Below are 21,994 nucleotides of genomic sequence, written 5' to 3'. Positions count from 1 at the left end.
GGATTACGTCATTTTTCACCTCCTTATTACGAAATACGAAAAATGAAATACGAAAAGGGAGCCACAGATTACGCAGATTGCACAGATTAAAAAATTTGTTACAAGCCGACCAATGACCAATGACTAATGACTAATGACTAATGACTAATGACTAATGACTAATGACTAATGACTAATGACTAAACCCTTGTTTGTTTGACTATAATTTTCACAAGGTTTAAGCTTTATTTCCCACAAATAAACAGCCAGCCTGTTCATGTCGGTATCCAAAAAAAGAGAAGGTTCTTTTTCCCTCATTCTCTCGACAATGCTTTTGCACCTTTGCTTTGAATATAACAATGTAATGTCATCCAATTTTGACGGACTATGACATGGGATGCAATTGTTCGTATAAATGCTTTCTGTGACTGTTTTAATATCACTTTCCGCCAGGTCTTTTAAGGAATGAAACTCATTCAGTTTCTCCCTGTCAATTTCACCAAGCTGGTATTTTTTGAATACATTTATTATTTCAAGCTCATCTTTTGTGAATTTTTCTTCAGATTCCATTTGCAGCCGATTAAATGCGTGCAGGACGTCTTCCTCCGTCCAATCTTTGTGTGAAAAAATATATTCCAAAAGATGGCATTGCCCGCATTTTTTGCTCAATGTTTTATCCATACTTTCATCAGAATGTATCACCGATTTGGAAAAGGCTTTGTTGTTTAGCGAAATCAATAATTTCGCATCAGTAGGGGAGCTTATAATTCTTACCCCATCGGACAATCCTATGTAAGGTATAAATCCTAAAAAATTCTTCGATTGTCCAACTTCGATTTCTGTACCTTCCGTATAATAATAAATGCGATTGCTCATATCATCAAAGACGATTTCTTTCGGCAGCAAATACAGCATTTCTTTATATCGGTTATGATCCGTAAGATGTTTAGAACCCTGGTCTATTACCGTCTTTATATAAACCCTTTTGTCCTTAATGATTAATGACTCTTTTCGGATGATACTGTCTTTTCTGCTTCCTTCCTTCCCCTCTTTTTGCAACTCTCCATTTACCGCAAAGTTTTGACAGATGCCTTCGGAATGAAATAAAAAAGGCATACACAATAGTGCCGTAAAGATGCAATATAATTTAACTGAATAAAAACACATTATGTTAGCTCCCCAAATCTTTCACGGCATTGAAATAAAAAAACGTACCATTGAAGGCTAATTTGGTTACATTGGGCCGGGACCGGTAAAAATGCCATGTATTCTCTTTTTGCTATAGCCAAAAAATTTCCTTTTTCGAAAAGCCTTGTCCTTGCGAAATTTCTTAATTTTAAGCACTGCATGAGCGCTTGCTTTTCTAAAATCTTATTTATTTGACTACACATGCTGCTTTACGATTAAAATAATGATATTACGGTTTACTAAAACATTTTTAAGCCGGTCCCGGTATATTATTAGATCCCAAAAACATTAATTATGAGTAAAGTATTCATAATAAATAATTTAGATAAGTAGAACTAATCGCACGTAGCATGCCTAAAAATATTTGTCGGGAAAAGTATTTCATAACTATTTAATAATAGGAAATGTACAGCTTTTATCGATTGTGTGGATGGTGTTTTTGATATCATTGGTTGCTTCAGAAAACGGTTGATTTAAACCATGATTGTTATAATTGGGTAAGAATGTAGTTTTTTTTAAAGTAGGGGGGCAAAGCATTTGCTATAAATTGGCATAAATGCATTCATACCCAAACGACCAAATGCTCCGCCGATGCGCCAACCACTATTTAACCAGCAGCAGCATAATATCCATCACATTTGTTTTCGTAGGTCCCGTAACAATGATCTCATTTGTCTCTTTGAAAAAAGAAAATGAATCGTTATTAAGAAGATATTTTTCCGGATGTAATTTTTTGTTCTTTGCATTCATGCCGGTAGTGCCATCCACCATTGCCCCAGCGGCTTCAGTGTTGCCATCCGTGCCATCCGTTCCCGCGCTTAATATTACGGTATCTGCCAATCCATCAATTTCTATTGCTGCAGACAAGGAAAATTCCTGACTCCTACCGCCCAAACCATCGCCTTTTACTGTTACCGTAGACTCCCCGCCTGCGATAATACACGCAGGACGCTCAACAGGGCAGCCGGAAGCATGGATTTCCCGTGCAATTGCTCCAAAAACCTTTGCTATTTCCCTGGCCTCGCCTTTTATGCAGGAAGATAAAATAACCGTATTATACCCCAGTAGTTCACCTTTTTCCTTCGATGCAGCCAGCGCCGTGCGATTATTGCCGATGATAATATTGCTTACCCTGTCAAATATTTTATCGCCGGGCTTCGGCGTTTCTTCTATGTAGCCGTGGATCCCGTTTTGAATGTGTTGCTGTATGGAAACTGGAATCTTATGATGTAAATTGTACTTGTTCAATATCCACTCACAGTCCTGAAAAGTACTGGGGTCCGGCGATGTCGCTCCGGAAGCGATCGTTTCTAAAGGATCATTTATTACATCTGACAATATAACAGATACCATCTCCGCCTTGCACAAGCCTGCAAAACGCCCCCCCTTTACCATGGAAAGATGTTTACGTATGGCATTCATTTCATCAATAGTAGCGCCGCATTTCAATAACGAAGCAGTAATTTCCTTGATTTCTTCAAGGGAAATTCCTGCATAAGGCAATTCAAACAGCGCCGACCCGCCGCCTGAAATCAAACAAAACACCAGGTCTTCTTCATTTGCCTCTTTTGCAATATCGACGATTTCTTTTGTGCCATTAATGCCTGATGAGTCTGGAATAGGATGTCCTGCAGGGTTAAGTTTAACGTATTTGCATGGTGTAGTATAACCATAACGAACATTTACCAACCCCTTTTTTATTTTATCCCCCAGCAGTTTTTCAACCTCCGCAGCCATAAACCCGCTCACCTTTCCAAACCCTGTAAGATAAATATTATTATATTTGCCAAGATCGTACGTTTTTCCTCCAATAGTTAGACTATTCTCCTTTACCGCCATGTATTTTCGTATGCAGGCATCGGCTTCGACAGCATGTAAACCCGCAAAATAAATTTGCAACGCATCTTTTCTTAATGATTCGGAGGTATTCATAATCGTCTTCACAAATAAATACATTTTGCAAAACATATCCCTGTGTTAATGCCTGTTAATGAAACCATTTTACCGGCAATCAACGGATATTTTTGCTTTCAGGAAAAATAACATATTGATTTAAATGCCTATTGTCAATATTATTATATATAGTACTTTCACCCGAAAAGCACTAAAGCATCATTCCTGCGAAAAATGGGGGATACGTTTTTCCGTAAATGAATAGCTGTTTTTCTGCAGGGGCGAAGCATTTGCCGCCGAAAACATAAGGCTCTACCGGGACGCAACATTAGTAAACGCCTCGCACCGCCATGTGGTGTGGTCGCAAACAAAGTTGCCGAAGCCCTAAAGTAGAGTATTCACAATAAAATCCGTAAACCAGGAGAACCGAGAATGTCCAATGAACCTTCCACGATAAATCATGCTGTTATGGAGCATACCGAGCTGGAACATTTAGTTAATACAGAGCAATACGATAAACTTGAAGAGCAATGGCTAGGCATTGTAGAATCGGAAATTGACGACAAAAAACCGCTCCTGCATATTATCAATTTACTTACAAGACGGGAAAAGAAGTTTGCGCATGATTTTCTAATTATGTTGGAATCTTACTACAGCGAGAAAAATGCGTATCATGATCTATTGGAAGTTTTGAAGTATATATTGAAATATTTTCCAAAGGAAAAGGGACTTGCCTCAAAATTTGCCGCTTGTTACGCCAATATCTACAAAGAAAAACCCTATGCAAGCCTATTCATTAGTAAATCCAATATCGAAACATCCCCGGAGATTGCCGCATCTCTCAAAATGCTGGAAAAGTATTTTATGTTTGAACAAGGGGATTACGTATATCATAAGAGTTGGGGAGTTGGCAAAGTGGTTTCTTTTGATCCGGATGGAGAGAAGATTCACATTGATTTTGAGAAGAAAAACAACCATGGAATTGCCCTAAAGATTGCTTCTGATATTTTACAGAAACTGGAAAAGGATAGTTTGCGGGCAATGATGTATTGCCAAAAAGACATTTTGAACAGAATGATTGATGAAGATCCTGTGGGTTTGATCAGGCTTGCCTTAAAACATTTTCATGGCAAGGCTACGTTAAACAATATAAAAGAACAACTCATGGCAGGACTCTTACCGCCATCAGCATGGAGCAAATGGTGGACAAAGGCGAAAAAACTGATACTAAAAGACCCGTACCTCCAGTTTACCGAAGGCGCGCCAACCACTGCCCTTCTGGAAATCAGGACAAAACCATTGACGACGCATCAGGAAATTATTAATACGCTCACTCAATCCGGGGAAATTTACAAAGAAATAGAATCTGCCCGAAAATACCTAGCCGAGGGAAAGAATGCTGAAAAATGCAAAGAAACCTTACAGAAAATCAAGTCACTCTTTACACAAGAAGCTGAAAAATTAAAGGACACACATCCTTCCGCCGTTATTGAATGCCTTCTCCTTGCCGAACAAGTGCAAATTATGCTGAACGAATGCCCTGCAAATTACAAGGATATGATTGAAACCGTTATTAAAAACTCCGACAATCTATCAAAACTAATCGGTAACATATGCATATTAGAGTATAAAAAACACGTTCTTAACAGAATCAAAAAAATATACCCGGAACATTGGCAAGATGAATTTGTCAGCATATTTTTTGACCAAAGTAGCCATCTTTGGGAGTTTATCATTAAGGAGCTTATTAATGAGAACAGGCAGGGTGCATTAAATAATGTTTCTCAAAAAATATTTTCACAGTTTAATGCATACCCGGAACACTATTTCTGGTTTTGCAAAAACAATTTTTACGGACGTTTTCCGGATCTTTATGCGAATATTAATTCAGGAACACTTTTCATTCAACTAATAGAACTGATAAATAATATTTACTTTAAAATGCAAAAGGGACGTGACGGAAATATCAGATCGATATTTAATAAAATCAAAGGTCTGTTAGAGGAAAAAGGAACCGATTATGCCATAAACCATTTGACAGAATCCAATGCAGCCGGCATGTATAATGTAGTTTCGGGCAGTAAATGCATTGAAGATTGGTTTAAAATTTCCATTGAAAGCGTTATTCGCGACCGTTTTCCAGAGATGATTAAAAAACCCGAAATACTCACCTTGGATGAAAATAAAATCTATGTTACAAAACAGGGATACGAAAAGCAGAAGAAGGAACTCGACCACATTATGAATATTCAATTTGCTGAAAATGCGCGTGACCTCGGAGAGGCTATCAGTCGCGGTGATCTCAGAGAAAACGCAGAATATCAGGCGGCGCGTGAAAAACAGGCACAGTTGATTGAAAAGGCGGAACGATTGAAGGCGGACTTACAAAAGATAGTTTTTATCGAGCCGTACACTGTAAAAACGAATATCGTCTCGCCAGGCACAAAAGTAACTATTAAAAACAAGGACAAAGAAACCACGGAAACGTATACACTGCTAGGCCCTTGGGATGCTGATATTGACAAAAATATTATCTCTTATCTGTCGCCAATCGGAAAAGGTTTATTGAATAAAAAAACAGGTGAGACGGTCACTATCCAACTTCCGGAAAACGAGATAGTTTGCGATATTATAAAAATAGAAAAGGCATTATAAGGGCAAAACTTTAGTTTTTGAAAAATTCCAATAATGGCGGTGTTTGCCCACATAGTATCAAAACACACCTCTAAATCCCCTCTAAAAATTCGGTCTTTATTGTGAATACTTTACAACGGATACAATAAAGAACGCAATGTAAAAGAATTGAGTGTTCAGATCAGGGAGTCATGTATAACGCATGCGTAATTGGTTCGTTAACAAATGCAGAAAGAAGCAACCGCCATGCTTAAAATCACGATAACTTTGTTGCATATGCCACAAACTTGCATTATACTACGTATGAAATTGCGGAAGTTTGCCTAACTTCTGAAAAACAGGAAAGGGGGAGAAATAGAATAACTTGAAACATCCATAGGTCTGATTTATTCAAACGCAAATATACACCAAATGAAATATTGTCATTAATACCTAAAAGAAAGGATAGAAACATGAATATTTACGCTGGCAACCTGGCACGACAAACAACAGAGGAAGAATTGAAACAGGTTTTTGAGGAGTTTGGGCAGGTCACGTCCGTAACAATTATCAAGGATAAATTCAGCGGAGAATCCAGAGGATTTGGATTTGTAGAAATGCCCTCAAGGGCAGAAGCGCAGGCTGCGCTAAATAGTCTCAACGGCAAAGATTTAAATGGAAGGGTTCTGAATGTTAATGAGGCGCTTCCCCGTACTGATGACCGTAAACAAGGTGGCGGCGGCGGTGGTAGAGGCAGAAGTGGCGGCGGTAGAAGCGGCGGTGGCGGTGGTGGCAGAAGTGGCGGCGGTAGAAGCGGCGGTGGTGGTAGAAGTGGTGGCGGAAGGCCCTGGTAATATTGGTTTACCTATTGGGTGCAATAGGGGAAGAATGCACTTTCGGTTTTATAAGTATAATCCACACATTTGCAAAATAATAAAGGCCGTGGCATAATTCCTCTTTGTATTCATAGATACAATTGCAGCATTAAATTTACAGAAAGAGATAATTGCTCAAAATTGTCCCTTCTATCATAATAGCAACTTCTCATATTATACAAAACCGATGATGACTACATCACTGTTGACGTATAATGGCTTGGGTCGCTTCAAATTCGTCTAAAAAACGCATCAACTTGTCAGGAAAGCACGATATTTTGTAACAGTTTTGTTTTCTTCGCATTCCCGTAATAATAATAGAGTGATATTCAGTGTAGCGGCAATTCTCGAATTGCCGCTACATACTTACACAAAGACATTTTCAACCATTGCAGTAAAAAAAACAAAACGATTAGTGGTTTGCAAATCTCAACCCTACCTGCCTTGCAATTTTATTGCGCGATCATTTCTTTTACAACATACCCCAGTGTTTTAACGTCAGGAATATGTGCAGCATAAAAAACGGTATTATAATTATGAGATTTCCACTCTATTCTTATGCAGTCGTTTAACTGATCAAACATTATATTGGCATAATCCGCAGAGGGATTAAATAAAAACCCAATTTGTGACAACTCTATGCCCTCTCTTAATAGTTGATCAACTATTGTTTTCAGACTTTTCATGTGAGTGGCAATGATTACACAGTGAAGCTTATTCAATTGGTAAGGATATAAATCGTAGCGCCGTATATTTTGCAGTATTTTCTGGAGGTAACTTGTCTTTCGACCTCCCAGGAAATATTTGGTAAGAGGATTTTTATGATAAATTTCATCTACGGGACTGATATGCGCAAGATATCCAAAGCTTTGGGGAAAGGAAAAAATGATTGCAGTGCACGGTCCAACCCCTTTTGTTTCTAATAATTCTCCCGATTTTGTCATTGCATACTCGTTGATATTCACTTTTTTGCTATTTTGGGGAGATAACGATTCCCTGTCCTGAACAGCATATCCGGCATTTACTTTTGGCAGGTAAGCCATAATTTTTGAAAGAAAATATTTTTCATACTCCTTATAAATCTTTGAAATAACCTCGTCCTCATCCATTTCAACAATAATTATCCATGAATGGCCAAACACTTCAAATTGTTCAAAAGCGCTTAACACATGTATGCCCCTGTAGTCCTCAATAATCTTGCTTCCCGCTTTCTGCTGCAGCGCAAGTTTCACTGCCTCAGTATCCACTTTACGTTTCAAAATGGTGCTATCTTCGATAAACCGGGAATCCGTCAGCATTAACTTGTTTTCATTTACAAGATACACCTCTCCGGTTCTTCCAAGGTGTTCATGGTCAGATAATATTGCATTAATTTTGTTTATAGGAAATTGTAAAACAAACCAGCCGGCAAGGTCTTTCTTTTCATATACGGGCACAACAAAAAAAGCAGCAGGTTTGTCTGACGGGGGATAAAATTCATAGTTGACAAATTCCCTTTCAGGCGCTTCCCGAAGATGTCTGGACAGGGAAGTATCCGAATACCTTCCGGTAAAGAGATTTGTATGATAATCATCTTCCTGTTTTATGCTGTGAAAAACAAAACCTCTGCTATCGACAAAAAGAATATCGTAGAAATCTTTATACGTAGTAACAAAATTGACATCCGCTTCATACTCCTTCTTGTGAATACTCATTGCATCGACCCCTGACGCCTCAACCTGATAACATTTCTTTATCTGATGAAAACAATCAAGCATGCTTTCGTCTGCAGTAATACCAGCCGCCCTCTTTTTAACATCCGCAAAATATTTAATTATCTGCTTTTTCTTAAATGCGCTTATTTCCCGAAGAAGCTGAAAATTTTGCTCTATCAGGTTGCCCCTGGGTATCTTGTTGCATCCGGTATTCACCAATAAAAAAATGATTACTACTATTATTATTCCCGGATAATTTCTGCATTTCCAAAAATTATTCATGCAATTCCTCTTCGATAATTACCAAAATGCTGACAAGCCGGAACTAAACAAGCGCGAAAGCAGTCCACAGTCCACAGTCCACAGTCCACAGTCCACAGTCCACAGTCCACAGTCTACAGTCTACAGTCTACAGTCTACAGTTGCCAGTTAGCAGTTGACTAATGACCAATGACCAATGACCAATGACTGCTGACTTTCGATATCGGACTCCATGTAAAAAATATCAAAAACAACTTAGCGTTTATGGGATTGAGGCGTGTATAAAATGCGTTGGGTTTTTGTCTTTTAAAGCCCGGCCTGATTTATTTTAAGAAAGCCGTTAAATCAATTTTCTGATATCTCCTGGGTAGCAGAATCATGGAACCTTGTAACCATTTTTAACCTTCTCATCTCATTCGCCGCGCTTTCCTTATCTTCCAGTTTCGTATATAGTTGAATGAGATTGCGGTAAACAACAGGGTTAAATGGATTTACCCGGTTTGCCTGTGAAAGAAAATCTATTGCCGTTTGATATGCTCCTGTTTTTTGATACAACTCGCCCAGTGAAATATATGTGGCTGTGTATTCGGGATAATATTCGAGAGCGGTTTTTAATACTTCTTCTGCCTTTGAATACTGAGTATCCCGGATATACGCCATTGCCAGTTTGTTCTGGATTTGAGGTGAAATATTTTTTGCCAGTATGAATGCCTTTTCATATTCTATAATCGCCGCGCTGTACAACCCTTCGCGTCGTAAAAGGTCTCCCAGTATAGCGAATTTTTTTGCTTCTTTTACCTCTATTTCCGCGACGCTTTCAAGATCATCCACAATCGTGGACGATTCCTTTAATATTGTCGGAAGTATTTTGATGCCATGAACCCTTCGCAGTTTTTTCTGTTTCAGATATTGCAGACAATTCTCTTCGAACGTATTAAATGGTACCCCGGTGGCGGAGGATAGCGCTTCTTTTGCATCCATTCCATTCTTTATTTCATCAAGGATTGCCGTGATCAAGGGATAGCCGCCAAGATGATATAAATATTCTATTGACGTAAATACCTGCGCAAATGCAAGGGCGGTGTCTTCTCTTTTTTCTAATTTTGCCAGGGAGGGATGCATTTGCTCAAAGGTGATAAAGTAGTCCTTTTCCACAGCCTCCGCCAGAAGACTTTCCAGTGAAACAGGCAATGCCGGTGAATTATCATCTATCCATCTCTTTTCCTCATATTTGGCAAGCCCCTCATGAAGCCAAACCGGCACACGATTGTATGTCTTTTTCATTATCACGTAATGCACATACTCATGTGCAAGCGTATCGAGCCATTCATATCCCCTGGGCTGCAACCTCGGGCTTGTAATGATTAGCCGGTTGAACAAACAAATTGCGACAGCGCCGGAGGTTTCAATTTCCTTCTGTGTTAAAGTGGAAATGGTGCAAAAACTCTCAGCGTCCGGATAGACCTCCACGAGTATTTTCTCACGCGGGAAATAGCCCAGATCGCTTCCAATTACCTTATAAGCGTGCTCAAGTGTATCGAGGGAGTATTCTGCCAGTATGGCGTCTTTTTCTTCCACAAAACGGAAGAGAAAATGTTCGGACTCAACTTCTTTAAACTTGCTTGCGGTCTTGTATATTGTTTGAACGAAATGGAAAAATTCCTCTGCCTGCTGCATGGCCCCTGGGGTTTTTTGCGCTTTTTTCAGTAAATCAAGCGATTCCCAATACTTTCCCTCATAAAATCGCACTTTTCCCACGAAAAAACATACATGCGGGTCTTCCGGCGCCAACAATAGCACCTTTTCAGCGGCCTTTTTTGCCTCTTCAACCTGCCAGGCATTCAGGCATTCCTCACCATAGGCAATTTCTCCCGGAATATCAAAAAATTCATTCGTCCGGGCCTTTGCCTCTTTTTCCAGTGAGATAAGGAACACGAACAACAGCAATAATAGAATAACCGCCTTTTTTTTTATCATAATAGTCAAACAAATAAAGTCTTCGAAAGATGAATAATAAGGTTTATAATTCTTAACACTACTGTGGCATTTTCATTTCAGATGTTTCTGCAATTTTTTGTATATTTCACCTGAAAACGAAAGAAACAACCCTGGCGGGGTTAATTATACCATGCTTGCAAACTCCATCATCACAGACCGGGACGGTCTGGCTACCCTCTATAGGAAAATATTTGCTTTTAGCAATCAATCAATCAATCAATCAATCAATCTCTGATAATAATCCTTATTTAAATCCCTGTATTTCTCTGGTAATCCGTCTTTCAATGCATCAAGAATTTCTTGTCTGAACTTTTTAGGCGCTTTGTATGCATCCTCGGAAGGTATTTCCACTTTTTCTGAAGTAGAAGCAACCTGGCCTTCCATCATACTGCCGCGAAACGGCATAGGCATCCCTTCGCCAATCATCCCCTGTTTTATGTGTTCTTTTGCCCTCTGCACCCCTTCTTTTGCTTCAGACAGGCGATACAACGACTCCCTTTCCTCAATGACCGCGCCTGAAATATCCTGCCCTTCCAGCCTTTGCTTTGCGCCGGACATGGAATTTGAAGCCATCTCCAGTTGCCTGCTTGCCTCTTCGTCCATAAACGGCGCCTGGCTTGCAAGCTGTTCTAGCATTTCCATAAGTTCTTCTGTTTCATTTTTATACTCTTCCTGTTTCCCTGCGTACTTTTTCGATGTCTCCTGATCTTCCTGAGTCATGCCGGCGATCTGGTGTTCATCGAGGAATTTCATCATAGATTCAATATCCTGGACTATTTTTTGACTTTGTTTTGCCGCATCGTCGATCTGTTTTGTTGTTTTAAGTTCTTTCTCCGACAGCCGTTCCTTGCCCGCCTCTTTTCTCATTTCAATAGAGTCTTGCATACGGTTATTCCAGCGATTTGTATCCCCTGCAATTTCCCGTGCCAATGCTAAAGATTCCTCTATCTCTCTGGCTTTCAGCATTTCTTCCAGATGCTGAAGCGTTTCTTCCGTCTGAGGTAATTCCTTATCAATAGAAAGGAAATCTCTTTGCAGAGGGTCCCTGTTAATCTCCCGGTTCAACTCCGCATTTTTCCTTGTCAGCCCGGATAACTTCGCCGATTCCTCTTTAGGCATGCCGGATTTATTATCGTTTTCAAACAAATCGCTAAAACGGCCTGTGGGGAATTCTCTTTGTCCGGAAAACTGCTGCAACTGTTGCAACTGCTGTTTCGTTTGAAGATATTCCTGCAGCAATTCATTCTTTGCCAAATATTCTTTTGTCCCCGCAATATCCTGTTTTAACTCTTCAATCCTTTTTTCCTGTTTTTCAAAGAAGGATTTTAGCGTTTCATTGGTTGATTCTGAGACACGTTTCTGAACATCTTGCTTTAAATCTTCCGTTTTTTCCGCCAGAGTTCTTTGCTTATTTTCCAGTTCCGACAAATTATCCATCATCTTATCCATCTTTTTCATGGTATCGGAATAAAATGAATCCGTTAACCCCTGCGAGGCGGAATTCATCTGGTCCATCATCTTCTGCAAGGAAGAAAGCATCCTTTTGGCCGCCTCTATAGCGGTTTCACTATCGCCATTTTTGAGAGCGTTCTTCATCTCGTTTAAATCGCCCATAATGTCATCCTGTTCAATCCCTTTCATTGCATCTGCGTTTAAGAATTCATCCATATGCTCACTCTGCGCCATTTGCATAAGCTTCATCATCATTTGCCGGATAGCGTTTTCAATGTTGTTTAATTCAGCAAGCGCCTTTTCGTTCAGTTCCATGTCCCCCGTTTCACGCATCTGATTCAGTAATTTTTCAAGAGTGTTCTGCGATTGAATCAGATTATTCCCCGTATCTATTACATCATCCAATTTTTGTTTTTGTATCATTTCATTAAGGAATAGTATCATATCTTCCACTTCCGTCACTTCCTTATCCTGTATTACCTGCAGCTCCATTAACATTGCTAAGGACACATCATTGCCCGCTATGGTGAGCATCGCTTTTTGTATGGCCGTTTGTTTTTGTTCCGTCACATCGCGAAACTTTTTTCTCAAATTTTCCAATGCGTAGTAAACACTGTAATTTGCCTTGGCGTCTTCCTGCATACCAACCAGTATATCCGTAAAAAGGCGGTTGATAACGCTCACTCGTTCATTGATAATATCCTGCCTCATAAGCAGGTACTCTTTTGATGCACATTTTTCATCGTCAATTCTGTTCACAAGGTCGTCCGACAACAACCACAGCGCTTCTTTCACGAGCAATTCCTGTAATTGAATCAATTCCTGGTGTTTTTTTCTGGAACTATAAATCTCCAGATAATACGTTTTAGATTTGCCGGTTTTTGGCCCTGATATCGTATCGTTATCTTTTACTTCAATATAGTACGCTACCTTGTCGTCGGGCTGCAGGCGCAATTCGCTCAAAGACCATTTGTACGTTCCGTTGTACAATAATTGCCTTTTATCAAAACGGGACAAATGCCTTGTATTTTTTTCATCTCCAACTTCATATACAAGAGAAATCTCCGCCAGCCCATAATCATCTTTTGCATTGTACTGAAGGTTTACAACATCTTTCTCATTTACCACCAAATCCTTTGCCGGAGCAATAACCGTCGTTTCAGGCAGCAGGTCTGGAATAACTTCAACTGTATATAATGCGGGGTCTCTGGTAATACGCCCGCTCAAATCCTTTATCTCAAAACAATAAGAGCCATTCTCCAGCACCTGCAATACGCCGCTCATGGCCTTGTTGTTTTCAACTGCAAGCGGAATTATTGTAGACTCGTTATAAATGATTTTTGCGGATATTATGGGACGACCGCTTACGGCGCTGATTTGCGCCTCACTTCCATTCAAGGCTTTGATATTGCCGCTCGTGTTATATATCGTCTTTGTCTCCAGCCCGGAATAAAGAGGATACCGGTAACACAAGGTAATATCGCCAATAACAGGGACGCCGGAAACTGAAAGTGGCTCTCCGCCGATGCCGCTGCTGTTGCTAAGATAGCCAAATAAAATCGGTATGTTTTTGTCCAGAGAAGAACGATGAAATGCATACACCGTTCCGAAAAGAAGCACGGAGAAAATAAGGAGTGTATTGCCGAGGATGAGAGGTTTTTTATTAACTACGGATTGAAGGTCTAATTGTTTCAGTTTCCTTGCGGCTTCATCAACAAGCATAGAGACCATCTGCCCGGAATATTTTATCTTATGTGTGTTTCGTCGCGTCTTTGTCAGTTGCAAAGAGCTGATAAGCATATTATCCAAAGAAGGGTATTTTTGTTCTATCAGCAGCGCAATCTTTTCTTTATTTATTGACAGCAACGGTATCAGTAGTATTTTAAAAAACACGACCGATAGTAAACCAAGGCAAAGCATATAAAATGCTACAAGGCCTCCGGGGAAATGCAAAAGTGCGGCAGCAGTAAATGCCCCAATCATCATCAAAAATATTCCCAGTGAAAAGATCAGGGCAATGCCGCCGAAGAATCTGTTTACCATGATATGCTTGCATACCAGTCGCAAAGACATATTTATTGTACTCTCACTGCTTTGAGACTTTGCGTCCCTGAAGTTCAGCAGTTTGACAATATCGATCAGATTATTTACTATTTTATTCGTATTTAATAATAATTTTTTCATGGTACTATGTATAAAAAAGCGATTTGTTTTAGGTCTGTGTACAATATTAAGGGTATGCTTGAAGGGCTAAATTGTCAAACAAAAACTTACGGTTGAAAAACGGGGATATGCTTAACTAAAAATTATTGAAATTCCTAAGCTGGCATAGCCATAACCAAACAATCAAGAAATAAAAAATACGAAATACGAAAGGGGAACCACAGATTACACAGATTACACAGATTAAAAAATTAATCACAAACTTACCAACGACCAACGACCAATGACCATATGAAAATTCTCGGAATTGACCCAGGAACGCTGATTGCCGGATATGGCATAATAGAAAAATCCGGTGCGGAAATAAAAGCAGTTGCGTATGGTTCTATAAAAACCGGCAAGGACCAGAATTTCCCGGAACGCCTCAAAACAATATACACAGGGGTAACAGAGTTAATATCAATTTATAAGCCAGACCACATGGCGGTAGAAGAGGTTTTTTATGGTAAGAATTTTAAAGCAGCCATTAAAATAGGGGAAGGCAGGGGCATTATCTTTCTGTGTGCTGCGATGGCAAATATTCCTATTGCTGAATATGCCGCCAGAGTGGTGAAGAAAGCGGTTGCAGGAAACGGAAATGCCCATAAAGGCAAGGTGCAGGAAATGGTAAAAGCCATACTTGGTCTGCCGGAAATTCCGCAGCCGGAGGACGCATCTGACGCCCTTGCCATCGCAATTTGCCACGGTCATCGGCTCTAAACTGGAATACAGGGATTTTTACCTGTAATTAAATAATGATGGAGTTGTTTCTTTGTTGTTTCTCTCATAGCGGTTTTAAAGCGAGGTTATGAAAATATGAAAAAAACTAGGTGTGTTCTGTGTAACGCAACAAAGGCAAAAAGAAGTTGTAAGGAGCGCCACGATGCGTTGATTTGTCCGAAATGCTGCGCTTCTATTCGTACTCAAATGTGCGAAGGCTGCAATTATTATGAATATGCTGAAAGATATCACGCCGCCAGATGCCATACTACAGAGGAAGGCAGCATTTTAATGAAAAGTGACAAGAGGATCGGGTTGGAGGTTGACAACGCCTTACTATTGCAGGAGAAGGGCGATATTGATGCGGCAAAAACAAAGATGGATGAATTGTTGCGCGTGCACCCTGGAAATCATGTTGTGCAATATGGCATGGGTATTGTCTATGCATTTGAGGGTAAGCACGAAGAGGCAATGCGACACTTTGATAAGGCAATTGAAATCTTTCCGTATTTTGTCCAGGCGCATTATAACAAGGCGATAGCATTGCTGAAAATATCTGACGTGGTAAACTATTTGAGAACATTAAAAAGAATAGTGCTTATCGGCGAAGAGGATAGTGAGTTTGTGAAGGCAGCAAGGCATATGCTTCTTGAAAGCGAGGAATATATAATGAAACATCATGGAGTTGGCCTTAATAAATACCTCGAGGGAGAAAGGAAATTTCAAGAGGCATTTTCCCTTTTGGAAAATGCTCAATGGGAAGACGCCCTGTACTGTTTTAAAGAATGCACGGAAATGGTCGCAGGGCATGCACAGTCGTGGGGGAATATAGGTTTGTGCTATGCGCATTTAGGAAAGAAAGAACTTGCTTTATCTGCCATTGACAAGGCATTGGAAATTGACCCATTGTATGAAGTAGCTCACGTGAACCGAAAGGCAATTGAGAGTCTGGCGGAGGGTGAGACATTAAAACCTGAAAAGCTAAAGACACTGAATTATAGCAAAGACGTTGCCGCACAAAACAAGTCTCTACTTCAAACACTCATGGAGGAGGAAAGAATTAAAAAAACGAGTTGATACATTGCAATTGTGGCACGAACCATTCGCGTTCAGGTTTGTAACCTGAATCCGCCTGAAGTGTGTTTATTATTCTAAAACTTTAGATTTTTGAAAAAATACCGCGAAAAGCTCCGTTAGCGCTTTTTTGAATATTGAATATTTTTCCCGGTCTGCGAAATTTGGGAAATAGCATTTTGCTTTTTCAAAAGACTAAAGTGTTACTATGCTTTGGTATACGGAAGAGAAGGGAGTAGCGGGTCTTGCTAAAAGGGTTCAATAATCTCCACTCCTTTAGGAAGGTCAAACATAAAGAGCTTATCAGACATCCGGCTGTTGAGTGTAATGCTCTCAAATTCAATCAGATTTACCACTTCGCCTCCGCTTTCATGTAATTCTATTTTTACCGGCAGCCATACGCCTTCCTCTATCCACAGGCGAATTTTTGCATATTGGGATGTAGCGCTTTTGGGGGTTAAATCAAGCGCATAAAAAAATTTCTTATCGGTCTCCATTGTATCTGTCAGGGAAATTGTGTAGTCTTTTTTGGCTGAAGCAACCGACTCTCCGTAACCAAACCCAAAGAAATGTATGTTCTGAGCGGTACGTTCTCCTTTATTTACAGCATATTTTTCGACCTGCTTTGCTTTTGGATGATATATCCAGAGGTGTTTTCCGTCAATAATGTTTACCTCATCGCGGGGATGGTTAAATTTTAAATGTAAACGGTCGGGTTTTTTATAATGCACCTTTCCCCTTGATACCTCGGTGGAATCCAGCAATGGAATGGTTCTGGTGATCGCTATATTGGCCTTCATGGTTTTGAATTCGCCGTCCGCTTTTTCCACCGCAAGGAGAACTTCGTCCAGCGTCTTGCGATCTGCCTGTTCGCTGCAAAGAGAAGCCCTGTTAACGAGAAAAATAATTAGTGCAGCAGCAAAGATATTGAAAATAGTGTTGTTAAAAATTCGTTTTCCCATGTGTGTTTAACGCTGCCTTTTCAAAATGTTCAATGATGTGTATGATGTCCTTAATACAATCTATTTCAAAATCAGGTATTACCTCTTTTTCGATATACTCTTTGTAACGCAAAAGAACCGTTCGCGTCCCCGCCGCCTTGCCGCACATAATATCGTATTTATAGTCTCCAACCATCAATAAATGGTCTGTATGGATATTCATCATTTTGCTGAGCAGAAAAATAGGGTCCGGATCCGGTTTTGGCTTGGCGTCGTCGCGGCTTACGATAAATTCAAAATGCAGGTTGTGTTTTTTTAGAACGGTATCGACTGATTTGCGTGAATTGCGGGTTAAAAGGGCAGTCTTTAATTGTTTTTCCCTCAAAAATTCCAGCATCTCTGCTACACCTTCATTGAGTTCGGATTCCGATGCCGCCTGTTCCTCGAAACTTTCAAGTATGCCCATTGCCCTTGAGCGTTCTTCAGGACTGGATTGCTCCGCATAGTCTAAAATAAACCCGACCTTTGCGCCAATGTCTCTTTCAACGGCTGCAAAATCCACCTTTGGCTTGGTGAGCGTGCCGTCCATATCGAATATGATTCCCTGTAACATTATGTATGTTCCTTTTATTGCGGGTATTTTAGATAAAATAACAAATATAGATTAGTACAAGAAAGACTTTTTAAATTTTACCTGATATATATTACCGTTCAACGAGTATTTTCAACAAGACTGACAAGGGGCATGAAATTTGTGTCTTTCCTGCTGCTGGCTGGGTTGTCTGGGAGATAAGTACCCATATATCCGCTTCAACCAGCTATAGGAATATCTGGAAGTTCGGGGGCAACACATTAGTCTTTTGAAAAATTCCAATAATAGTGCTGCTTGCCGTATAGTAGTGTAGTGGTGGAGCATTTGGTATAAACGGTTGCGGCTCGTTCCTCACTTGAGATATCAAAGCCCACTAAATTCATGTAGTGCGATGAGGTTCGTTGCACTACATTGTTGGAATTTTTCAAAATACTAACTTGTTACTGCATCTTTCGTAGTTGTTGGATGTTTTAGATTTGTTTTGAATTTTATGTTTTGTTATTAGAATTTGTTTCGTATTTAGCACTTCGAATTTCGTATTTTTTATTTCTTGCGTGCTTGTTTGCCCCTGCTATGCCAGCTTAGTTTCCAATAATAGTTATGAACAGTGGTATAATGTTTGCTATTTTGTTACGCATTTCCCCCCCGGCGCTCCATTTCACATTATCAAAAGGGGGTAATATAAAAAAACTTCTTATGATATAAAACCAGGAATCCTGTAACACTTTAGTTTTTTAAAAAATTAGGGGCGAAGCATTTGCCCCGCTTGGGTTTGAACGCATTTATGACAATTTACGGCAAATGCTTCGCTCCTACACTCGATTATTGGAATTTTTCAAAAAACTAAAGTGTTACGGAATCCTTGGTTTTATTAAGAATTTTCAAAAAACTAAACTGATGCCTTTTTTAAGAACTAATACACCAGGTGAAATCGTATTTTTAAACAGAGGGTAATAAGCAGAAAATAGTCATGTTGAAAAATTGGACGTTTTGATATACTGAACTCAAAGTATTTTTTTTGCGGGGAAAAATTTAAGTTTTATAATGCGTGAGACATTGAACGGTTTGTTTTTAATGGAAGGGTAAATAAATGAAGGCGAAAGGTATAATCCTTATTGTCGATGACGAAGAAACAATCAGGCTTTCTGTCAGGGAGTTTTTAGATGCGCAGGGTTATGAAGCAATTGCCGCCGGTAGTTTCGAAGAAGCGCTGGAGAAAATGGATACATTTATGCCGGATTTGATACTGCTGGATTTGAGATTGCCCAATATAAATGGAGTGGAACTTATTGGAAAAATAAAAGAGAAAGACCCTAACGCATTAATGGTGGTAATGACGGGATACGGAAGCGTGGATTCTGCGGTTGAAGTGATGAGGCTGGGGGCATACGATTATTTGGAGAAACCGTTTAAACTGGACCGGTTAAGGTCGGTGGTTGAAAAGGCATTAAGGAGGCAGGGGCTGCGCCAGGAGGTGCTTGAAATAAAGGAAAAGCAATGGACGTTTGATGAAGAATCGGACGGAATTATTATTGGCAACAGCCCGCAGATGAAAGAGATATATTCTCTTATTAAACAGGTGGCAAAAAGTTCTTCTACAACGGTGTTAATACAAGGAGAGAGCGGTACCGGGAAAGAGCTTGTTGCCAGGGCGGTGCACCGGCTAAGCGCAAGAAAGTCAGGGCGTTTTGTGGATATAAATTGCGCCGCCCTTACGGAAAGCCTTCTGGAAGCAGAATTATTCGGTTATGAAAAAGGGGCATTTACCGGCGCGGCGACAGCCGGCAAACCGGGGTTGTTTGAGGTTGCCGATAAGGGAACCGTTTTCCTGGATGAAATAGGCGAGATGGGGGTTTTGCTGCAGGCAAAACTTTTAAGAATTCTGCAGGAAAGGCAGTTCAAAAGGGTTGGCGGCATACACGATATCAAAATAGACGTTCGGATTATTGCCTCGACAAACAGGAACCTTGAAGAAGAAATAGCGTCAGGAAATTTTAGAAAGGATTTGTATTACCGGTTGAAGGTTTTGCCGATTTATGTGCCGCCATTGAGGGAAAGAAGAGAAGATATTATGCTTTTGGTGAAATACTTTATGCATAAATATAATAATGAGTTTGGCAAGAATGTTTGCGATATCCCGTCCGATACTGAACGGATATTATTGGAATATGGCTGGCCGGGGAACATCAGAGAATTAAAGAATGTGGTAGAGAGGGGGGTGTTGATTGCAAACGGCTGTGCATTATCGCCTAAATATGTTGCAAATATCAGCTTTGGGAAGAAAGAATCTGAAAGCCTTGCCGGTGTTGCTGTTGATGGAAATACTGACGGTGTAGGCAGCGACGGACTTGACGCCCGCTCACTGGCATTTATGGAAAAACGACACATAGAAAATGTCCTGAAAGAAACCTCATGGCGAAGGGCGGAGGCGGCAAGGGTGCTGGGCATCAACAGAACGACCTTATATAATAAAATAAAAGAGTATGGCATTGCGCAGTAATATTTAATTAATAGGCAAAAGATTGCCGGTAAAGAAAAGATGAAGAAAAAAATTTTATTGGTAGATGATGAAGAAACGCTGCGATGGGCTTTGCAAAATACCCTTTTGGATGACGGTTATGATGTGGAAGATACCAACGATAGCGTTGAAGCCCTGGAAATGGCTAAAAAAAGAAGATACGATTTGGTGATTAGCGATTTAACTATGCCTGCCATGAATGGAGTGCAGTTAATTGCTGAGATAAAGAAGGCAAATCCCTCAACAAGGGCGATTATCATGACGGGATATGGTTCAACGGAGGCGGTTATTGAGGCGATGCATACCGGCGTCTCTGATTTTATAACAAAGCCTTTTAAGCTTGAACATATGAAGAAGGTGATTCGCAAAGTCCTGAGTGAAAGCGAAAATACCGGTACAAATGCGTATAGCGAAAAAAACCACAGGAATGAAGAACCACTGCCGTGTGAGGTATATACTGACAAACACAAGGATTCATCCTGTTATATTGTGCAGGATGAAACAGAGAATGCAAATCGTGCCTTTTATGATGCCGTTGAGACTGATGACTGCCTGTTGGCGCTGTTTGGAAGTTTTTCACGCGAGGCCGGGCTGGAAAATCTGGATACGGTGATAAAAACGGTTTTTCGCTATGAGGCAAAAACATGCAGATCGCCTGCATCTTTGATAGAAAACATGAATACCTTTCTCTGCGAACATATAAAAAACCGTTTTCCTCTTATGCTTTTCTGTGTGATTTTGGAGAAACAAGGGCAAAAACTTTTTTATTCAATTTGCGGCGAAGGGCTCACCTGTTTTATGTTTTCACAGGAAAAAGAAATGATACACTTGCAATCGTATCCCTTATTCTTAAATATGTTTCCTGACATAAGCGTACCGGAGCAAACCCTGCCAATGCCTGCGGGTAATAGATTTATTGTGATTGACAGCAATGCTGTTGCTACAGGCATCCGGAAGGGAATTATTCAGAAAGAGAGGCTCAGGGACATACTTGTGCGGGAGGCTGCCGGGGATTGCGGGCATGTGGCGAAAAAAATGAAAGAGGGAATAGATGGATGGCATGAACTGGCTGCCGATGCACGAAATTGTTCCATCGCTGCCTTTACCCTGGAGAATGGCAGAGGCAGGCCATGGAAAGAAGAGATTTCTATTTCCCTGCCCATTGATGATTATGATGAAGTGCTGCAATTATTTGAAGAGAAGTTGTCAAAAATAGTGGGTGACGAGTGTAAGAGGCATGACATTATTACGTCTGTTAATGAGGCCGTTTTGAACGCATTATTCTTTGCATACAAGGAGGGGGAAAAAGGGGAAATCGTTCTGAAATTTTCGAGATTGGGGGAAGAGATTATCATAGTGGTAAGCGATAGGGGCTGTGGATTTGATACACAGAACTATGAAGAGCCTGATACGACATTTTATAAAGGCATAACAAAAAAAGACGGGAGAGGGATTTTTATTATGAAACAGTTAATGGATAGAGTAATGATACAATCCGGCAGGGGAACGGGGACTTCGGTCTTTTTGGCGAAACGGGTAAACTTCTATGGAAATTGAAAGGCATGAAAAATGCGATGTGGTCGTGTTATCGCCAAAGGGGAACCTCGTGTATGATGGGGCAATCAAACTGGAGTGCATGCTTAAGGTTTTGTGTGAAGATGCATGCGCCATCATACTGAATTTCAGAGATGTAAAGTATATTTCCGCAAACGCGTTGGGGAGTATCGCTTATTATCTGAGCTGTTTCAGGGAAAAACAAAAGGGATTTAAATTGGTTCAAACAAATAAAAACATTAAAAAACTTATGGATATTACCGGCCTGCTTCGCATTGTGGAGGTATTTGAGAACGAGGATGAAGCAATGTCAAGCATTGGACCCCGTGTGGGGAAACTGGAAAAAACATTTTTATGGTCAGGAGGAAATTAATCCTCAATCCTCAATCCTCAATCTGCAATTTGCTGACCGCCGACTGCCGACTGCCGACTGCAGAAAG

At 40.3% G+C, this 21,994-nt stretch carries 14 protein-coding genes; 7 read left to right on the top strand and 7 right to left on the bottom strand.

Annotation, left to right across the window (positions count from 1 at the left end):
- Nucleotides 1-165 precede the first annotated feature (165 nt).
- Nucleotides 166-1,095, bottom strand: coding sequence for a hypothetical protein (locus ABJL82_RS06955; protein ID WP_347274009.1), 930 nt, complete (start codon nt 1,093-1,095; stop codon nt 166-168).
- A 675-nt stretch (nt 1,096-1,770) separates the two neighbouring features.
- Nucleotides 1,771-3,099 carry a glycerate kinase gene (locus tag ABJL82_RS06950; RefSeq protein WP_347274008.1) on the bottom strand — a complete coding sequence of 443 codons (1,329 nt, stop codon included), beginning with the start codon at nt 3,097-3,099 and terminating at the stop codon, nt 1,771-1,773.
- A 393-nt stretch (nt 3,100-3,492) separates the two neighbouring features.
- Between ABJL82_RS06950 and greA the strand changes: the two genes are divergently transcribed.
- A complete protein-coding gene (gene greA, locus ABJL82_RS06945) occupies nt 3,493-5,715 on the top strand; it encodes a transcription elongation factor GreA (protein ID WP_347274007.1) in 2,223 nt (740 codons plus the stop codon).
- Between the two features lie 431 nt (nt 5,716-6,146).
- Complete coding sequence (locus tag ABJL82_RS06940) at nt 6,147-6,527, top strand: RNA-binding protein (protein WP_347274006.1); 381 nt, start codon at nt 6,147-6,149, stop codon at nt 6,525-6,527.
- A gap of 473 nt (nt 6,528-7,000) precedes the next feature.
- Here the strand turns inward: ABJL82_RS06940 and ABJL82_RS06935 are convergent, their stop codons facing one another.
- The 3 genes from ABJL82_RS06935 to ABJL82_RS06925 all read right to left on the bottom strand — a co-directional run bounded on the left by ABJL82_RS06935 (nt 7,001) and on the right by ABJL82_RS06925 (nt 14,137).
- The gene (locus ABJL82_RS06935; RefSeq protein WP_347274005.1) at nt 7,001-8,524 is read right to left on the bottom strand and encodes a cache domain-containing protein; all 1,524 of its coding nucleotides are present in this window, start codon (nt 8,522-8,524) and stop codon (nt 7,001-7,003) included.
- 324 nt (nt 8,525-8,848) lie between these two features.
- Complete coding sequence (locus tag ABJL82_RS06930) at nt 8,849-10,480, bottom strand: tetratricopeptide repeat protein (RefSeq protein WP_347274004.1); 1,632 nt, start codon at nt 10,478-10,480, stop codon at nt 8,849-8,851.
- 237 nt (nt 10,481-10,717) lie between these two features.
- The gene (locus tag ABJL82_RS06925; RefSeq protein WP_347274003.1) at nt 10,718-14,137 is read right to left on the bottom strand and encodes a hypothetical protein; all 3,420 of its coding nucleotides are present in this window, start codon (nt 14,135-14,137) and stop codon (nt 10,718-10,720) included.
- Nucleotides 14,138-14,407: 270 nt separating this feature from the next.
- Between ABJL82_RS06925 and ruvC the strand changes: the two genes are divergently transcribed.
- Together ruvC and ABJL82_RS06915 are read left to right on the top strand one after the other, a co-directional pair.
- Nucleotides 14,408-14,875: a crossover junction endodeoxyribonuclease RuvC gene (gene ruvC, locus ABJL82_RS06920; RefSeq protein ID WP_347274002.1), complete on the top strand. Its 468-nt coding sequence runs from the start codon at nt 14,408-14,410 to the stop codon at nt 14,873-14,875.
- Between the two features lie 96 nt (nt 14,876-14,971).
- Nucleotides 14,972-15,952, top strand: coding sequence for a tetratricopeptide repeat protein (locus ABJL82_RS06915; protein ID WP_347274001.1), 981 nt, complete (start codon nt 14,972-14,974; stop codon nt 15,950-15,952).
- Between the two features lie 245 nt (nt 15,953-16,197).
- Here the strand turns inward: ABJL82_RS06915 and ABJL82_RS06910 are convergent, their stop codons facing one another.
- Both ABJL82_RS06910 and ABJL82_RS06905 read right to left on the bottom strand, forming a co-directional pair.
- Nucleotides 16,198-16,911: an outer membrane lipoprotein carrier protein LolA gene (locus ABJL82_RS06910; protein ID WP_347274000.1), complete on the bottom strand. Its 714-nt coding sequence runs from the start codon at nt 16,909-16,911 to the stop codon at nt 16,198-16,200.
- Nucleotides 16,892-17,503 carry an HAD family hydrolase gene (locus ABJL82_RS06905; RefSeq protein ID WP_347273999.1) on the bottom strand — a complete coding sequence of 204 codons (612 nt, stop codon included), beginning with the start codon at nt 17,501-17,503 and terminating at the stop codon, nt 16,892-16,894. The genes ABJL82_RS06910 and ABJL82_RS06905 overlap by 20 nt, the downstream gene beginning before the upstream one ends.
- A gap of 1,069 nt (nt 17,504-18,572) precedes the next feature.
- Here ABJL82_RS06905 and ABJL82_RS06900 point away from each other — a divergent pair.
- The 3 genes from ABJL82_RS06900 to ABJL82_RS06890 are packed head-to-tail and all read left to right on the top strand — an operon-like array spanning nt 18,573 to nt 21,927.
- Nucleotides 18,573-19,982 (top strand): sigma-54 dependent transcriptional regulator, encoded by a 1,410-nt coding sequence (locus ABJL82_RS06900; RefSeq protein ID WP_347273998.1) that lies wholly within the window; start codon nt 18,573-18,575, stop codon nt 19,980-19,982.
- 39 nt (nt 19,983-20,021) lie between these two features.
- Nucleotides 20,022-21,557: a response regulator gene (locus ABJL82_RS06895; RefSeq protein ID WP_347273997.1), complete on the top strand. Its 1,536-nt coding sequence runs from the start codon at nt 20,022-20,024 to the stop codon at nt 21,555-21,557.
- Nucleotides 21,547-21,927 carry an STAS domain-containing protein gene (locus tag ABJL82_RS06890; protein ID WP_347273996.1) on the top strand — a complete coding sequence of 127 codons (381 nt, stop codon included), beginning with the start codon at nt 21,547-21,549 and terminating at the stop codon, nt 21,925-21,927. Before ABJL82_RS06895 ends, ABJL82_RS06890 begins: the two co-directional genes overlap by 11 nt.
- Nucleotides 21,928-21,994 lie beyond the last annotated feature (67 nt).

It is taken from the genome of Candidatus Kuenenia sp., from assembly GCF_039794105.1.
Taxonomy (GTDB): domain Bacteria; phylum Planctomycetota; class Brocadiia; order Brocadiales; family Brocadiaceae; genus Kuenenia.
The sequence above is the reverse complement of the archived record's forward strand: the minus strand, read 5'-3'. Positions and strand labels throughout refer to the sequence as shown.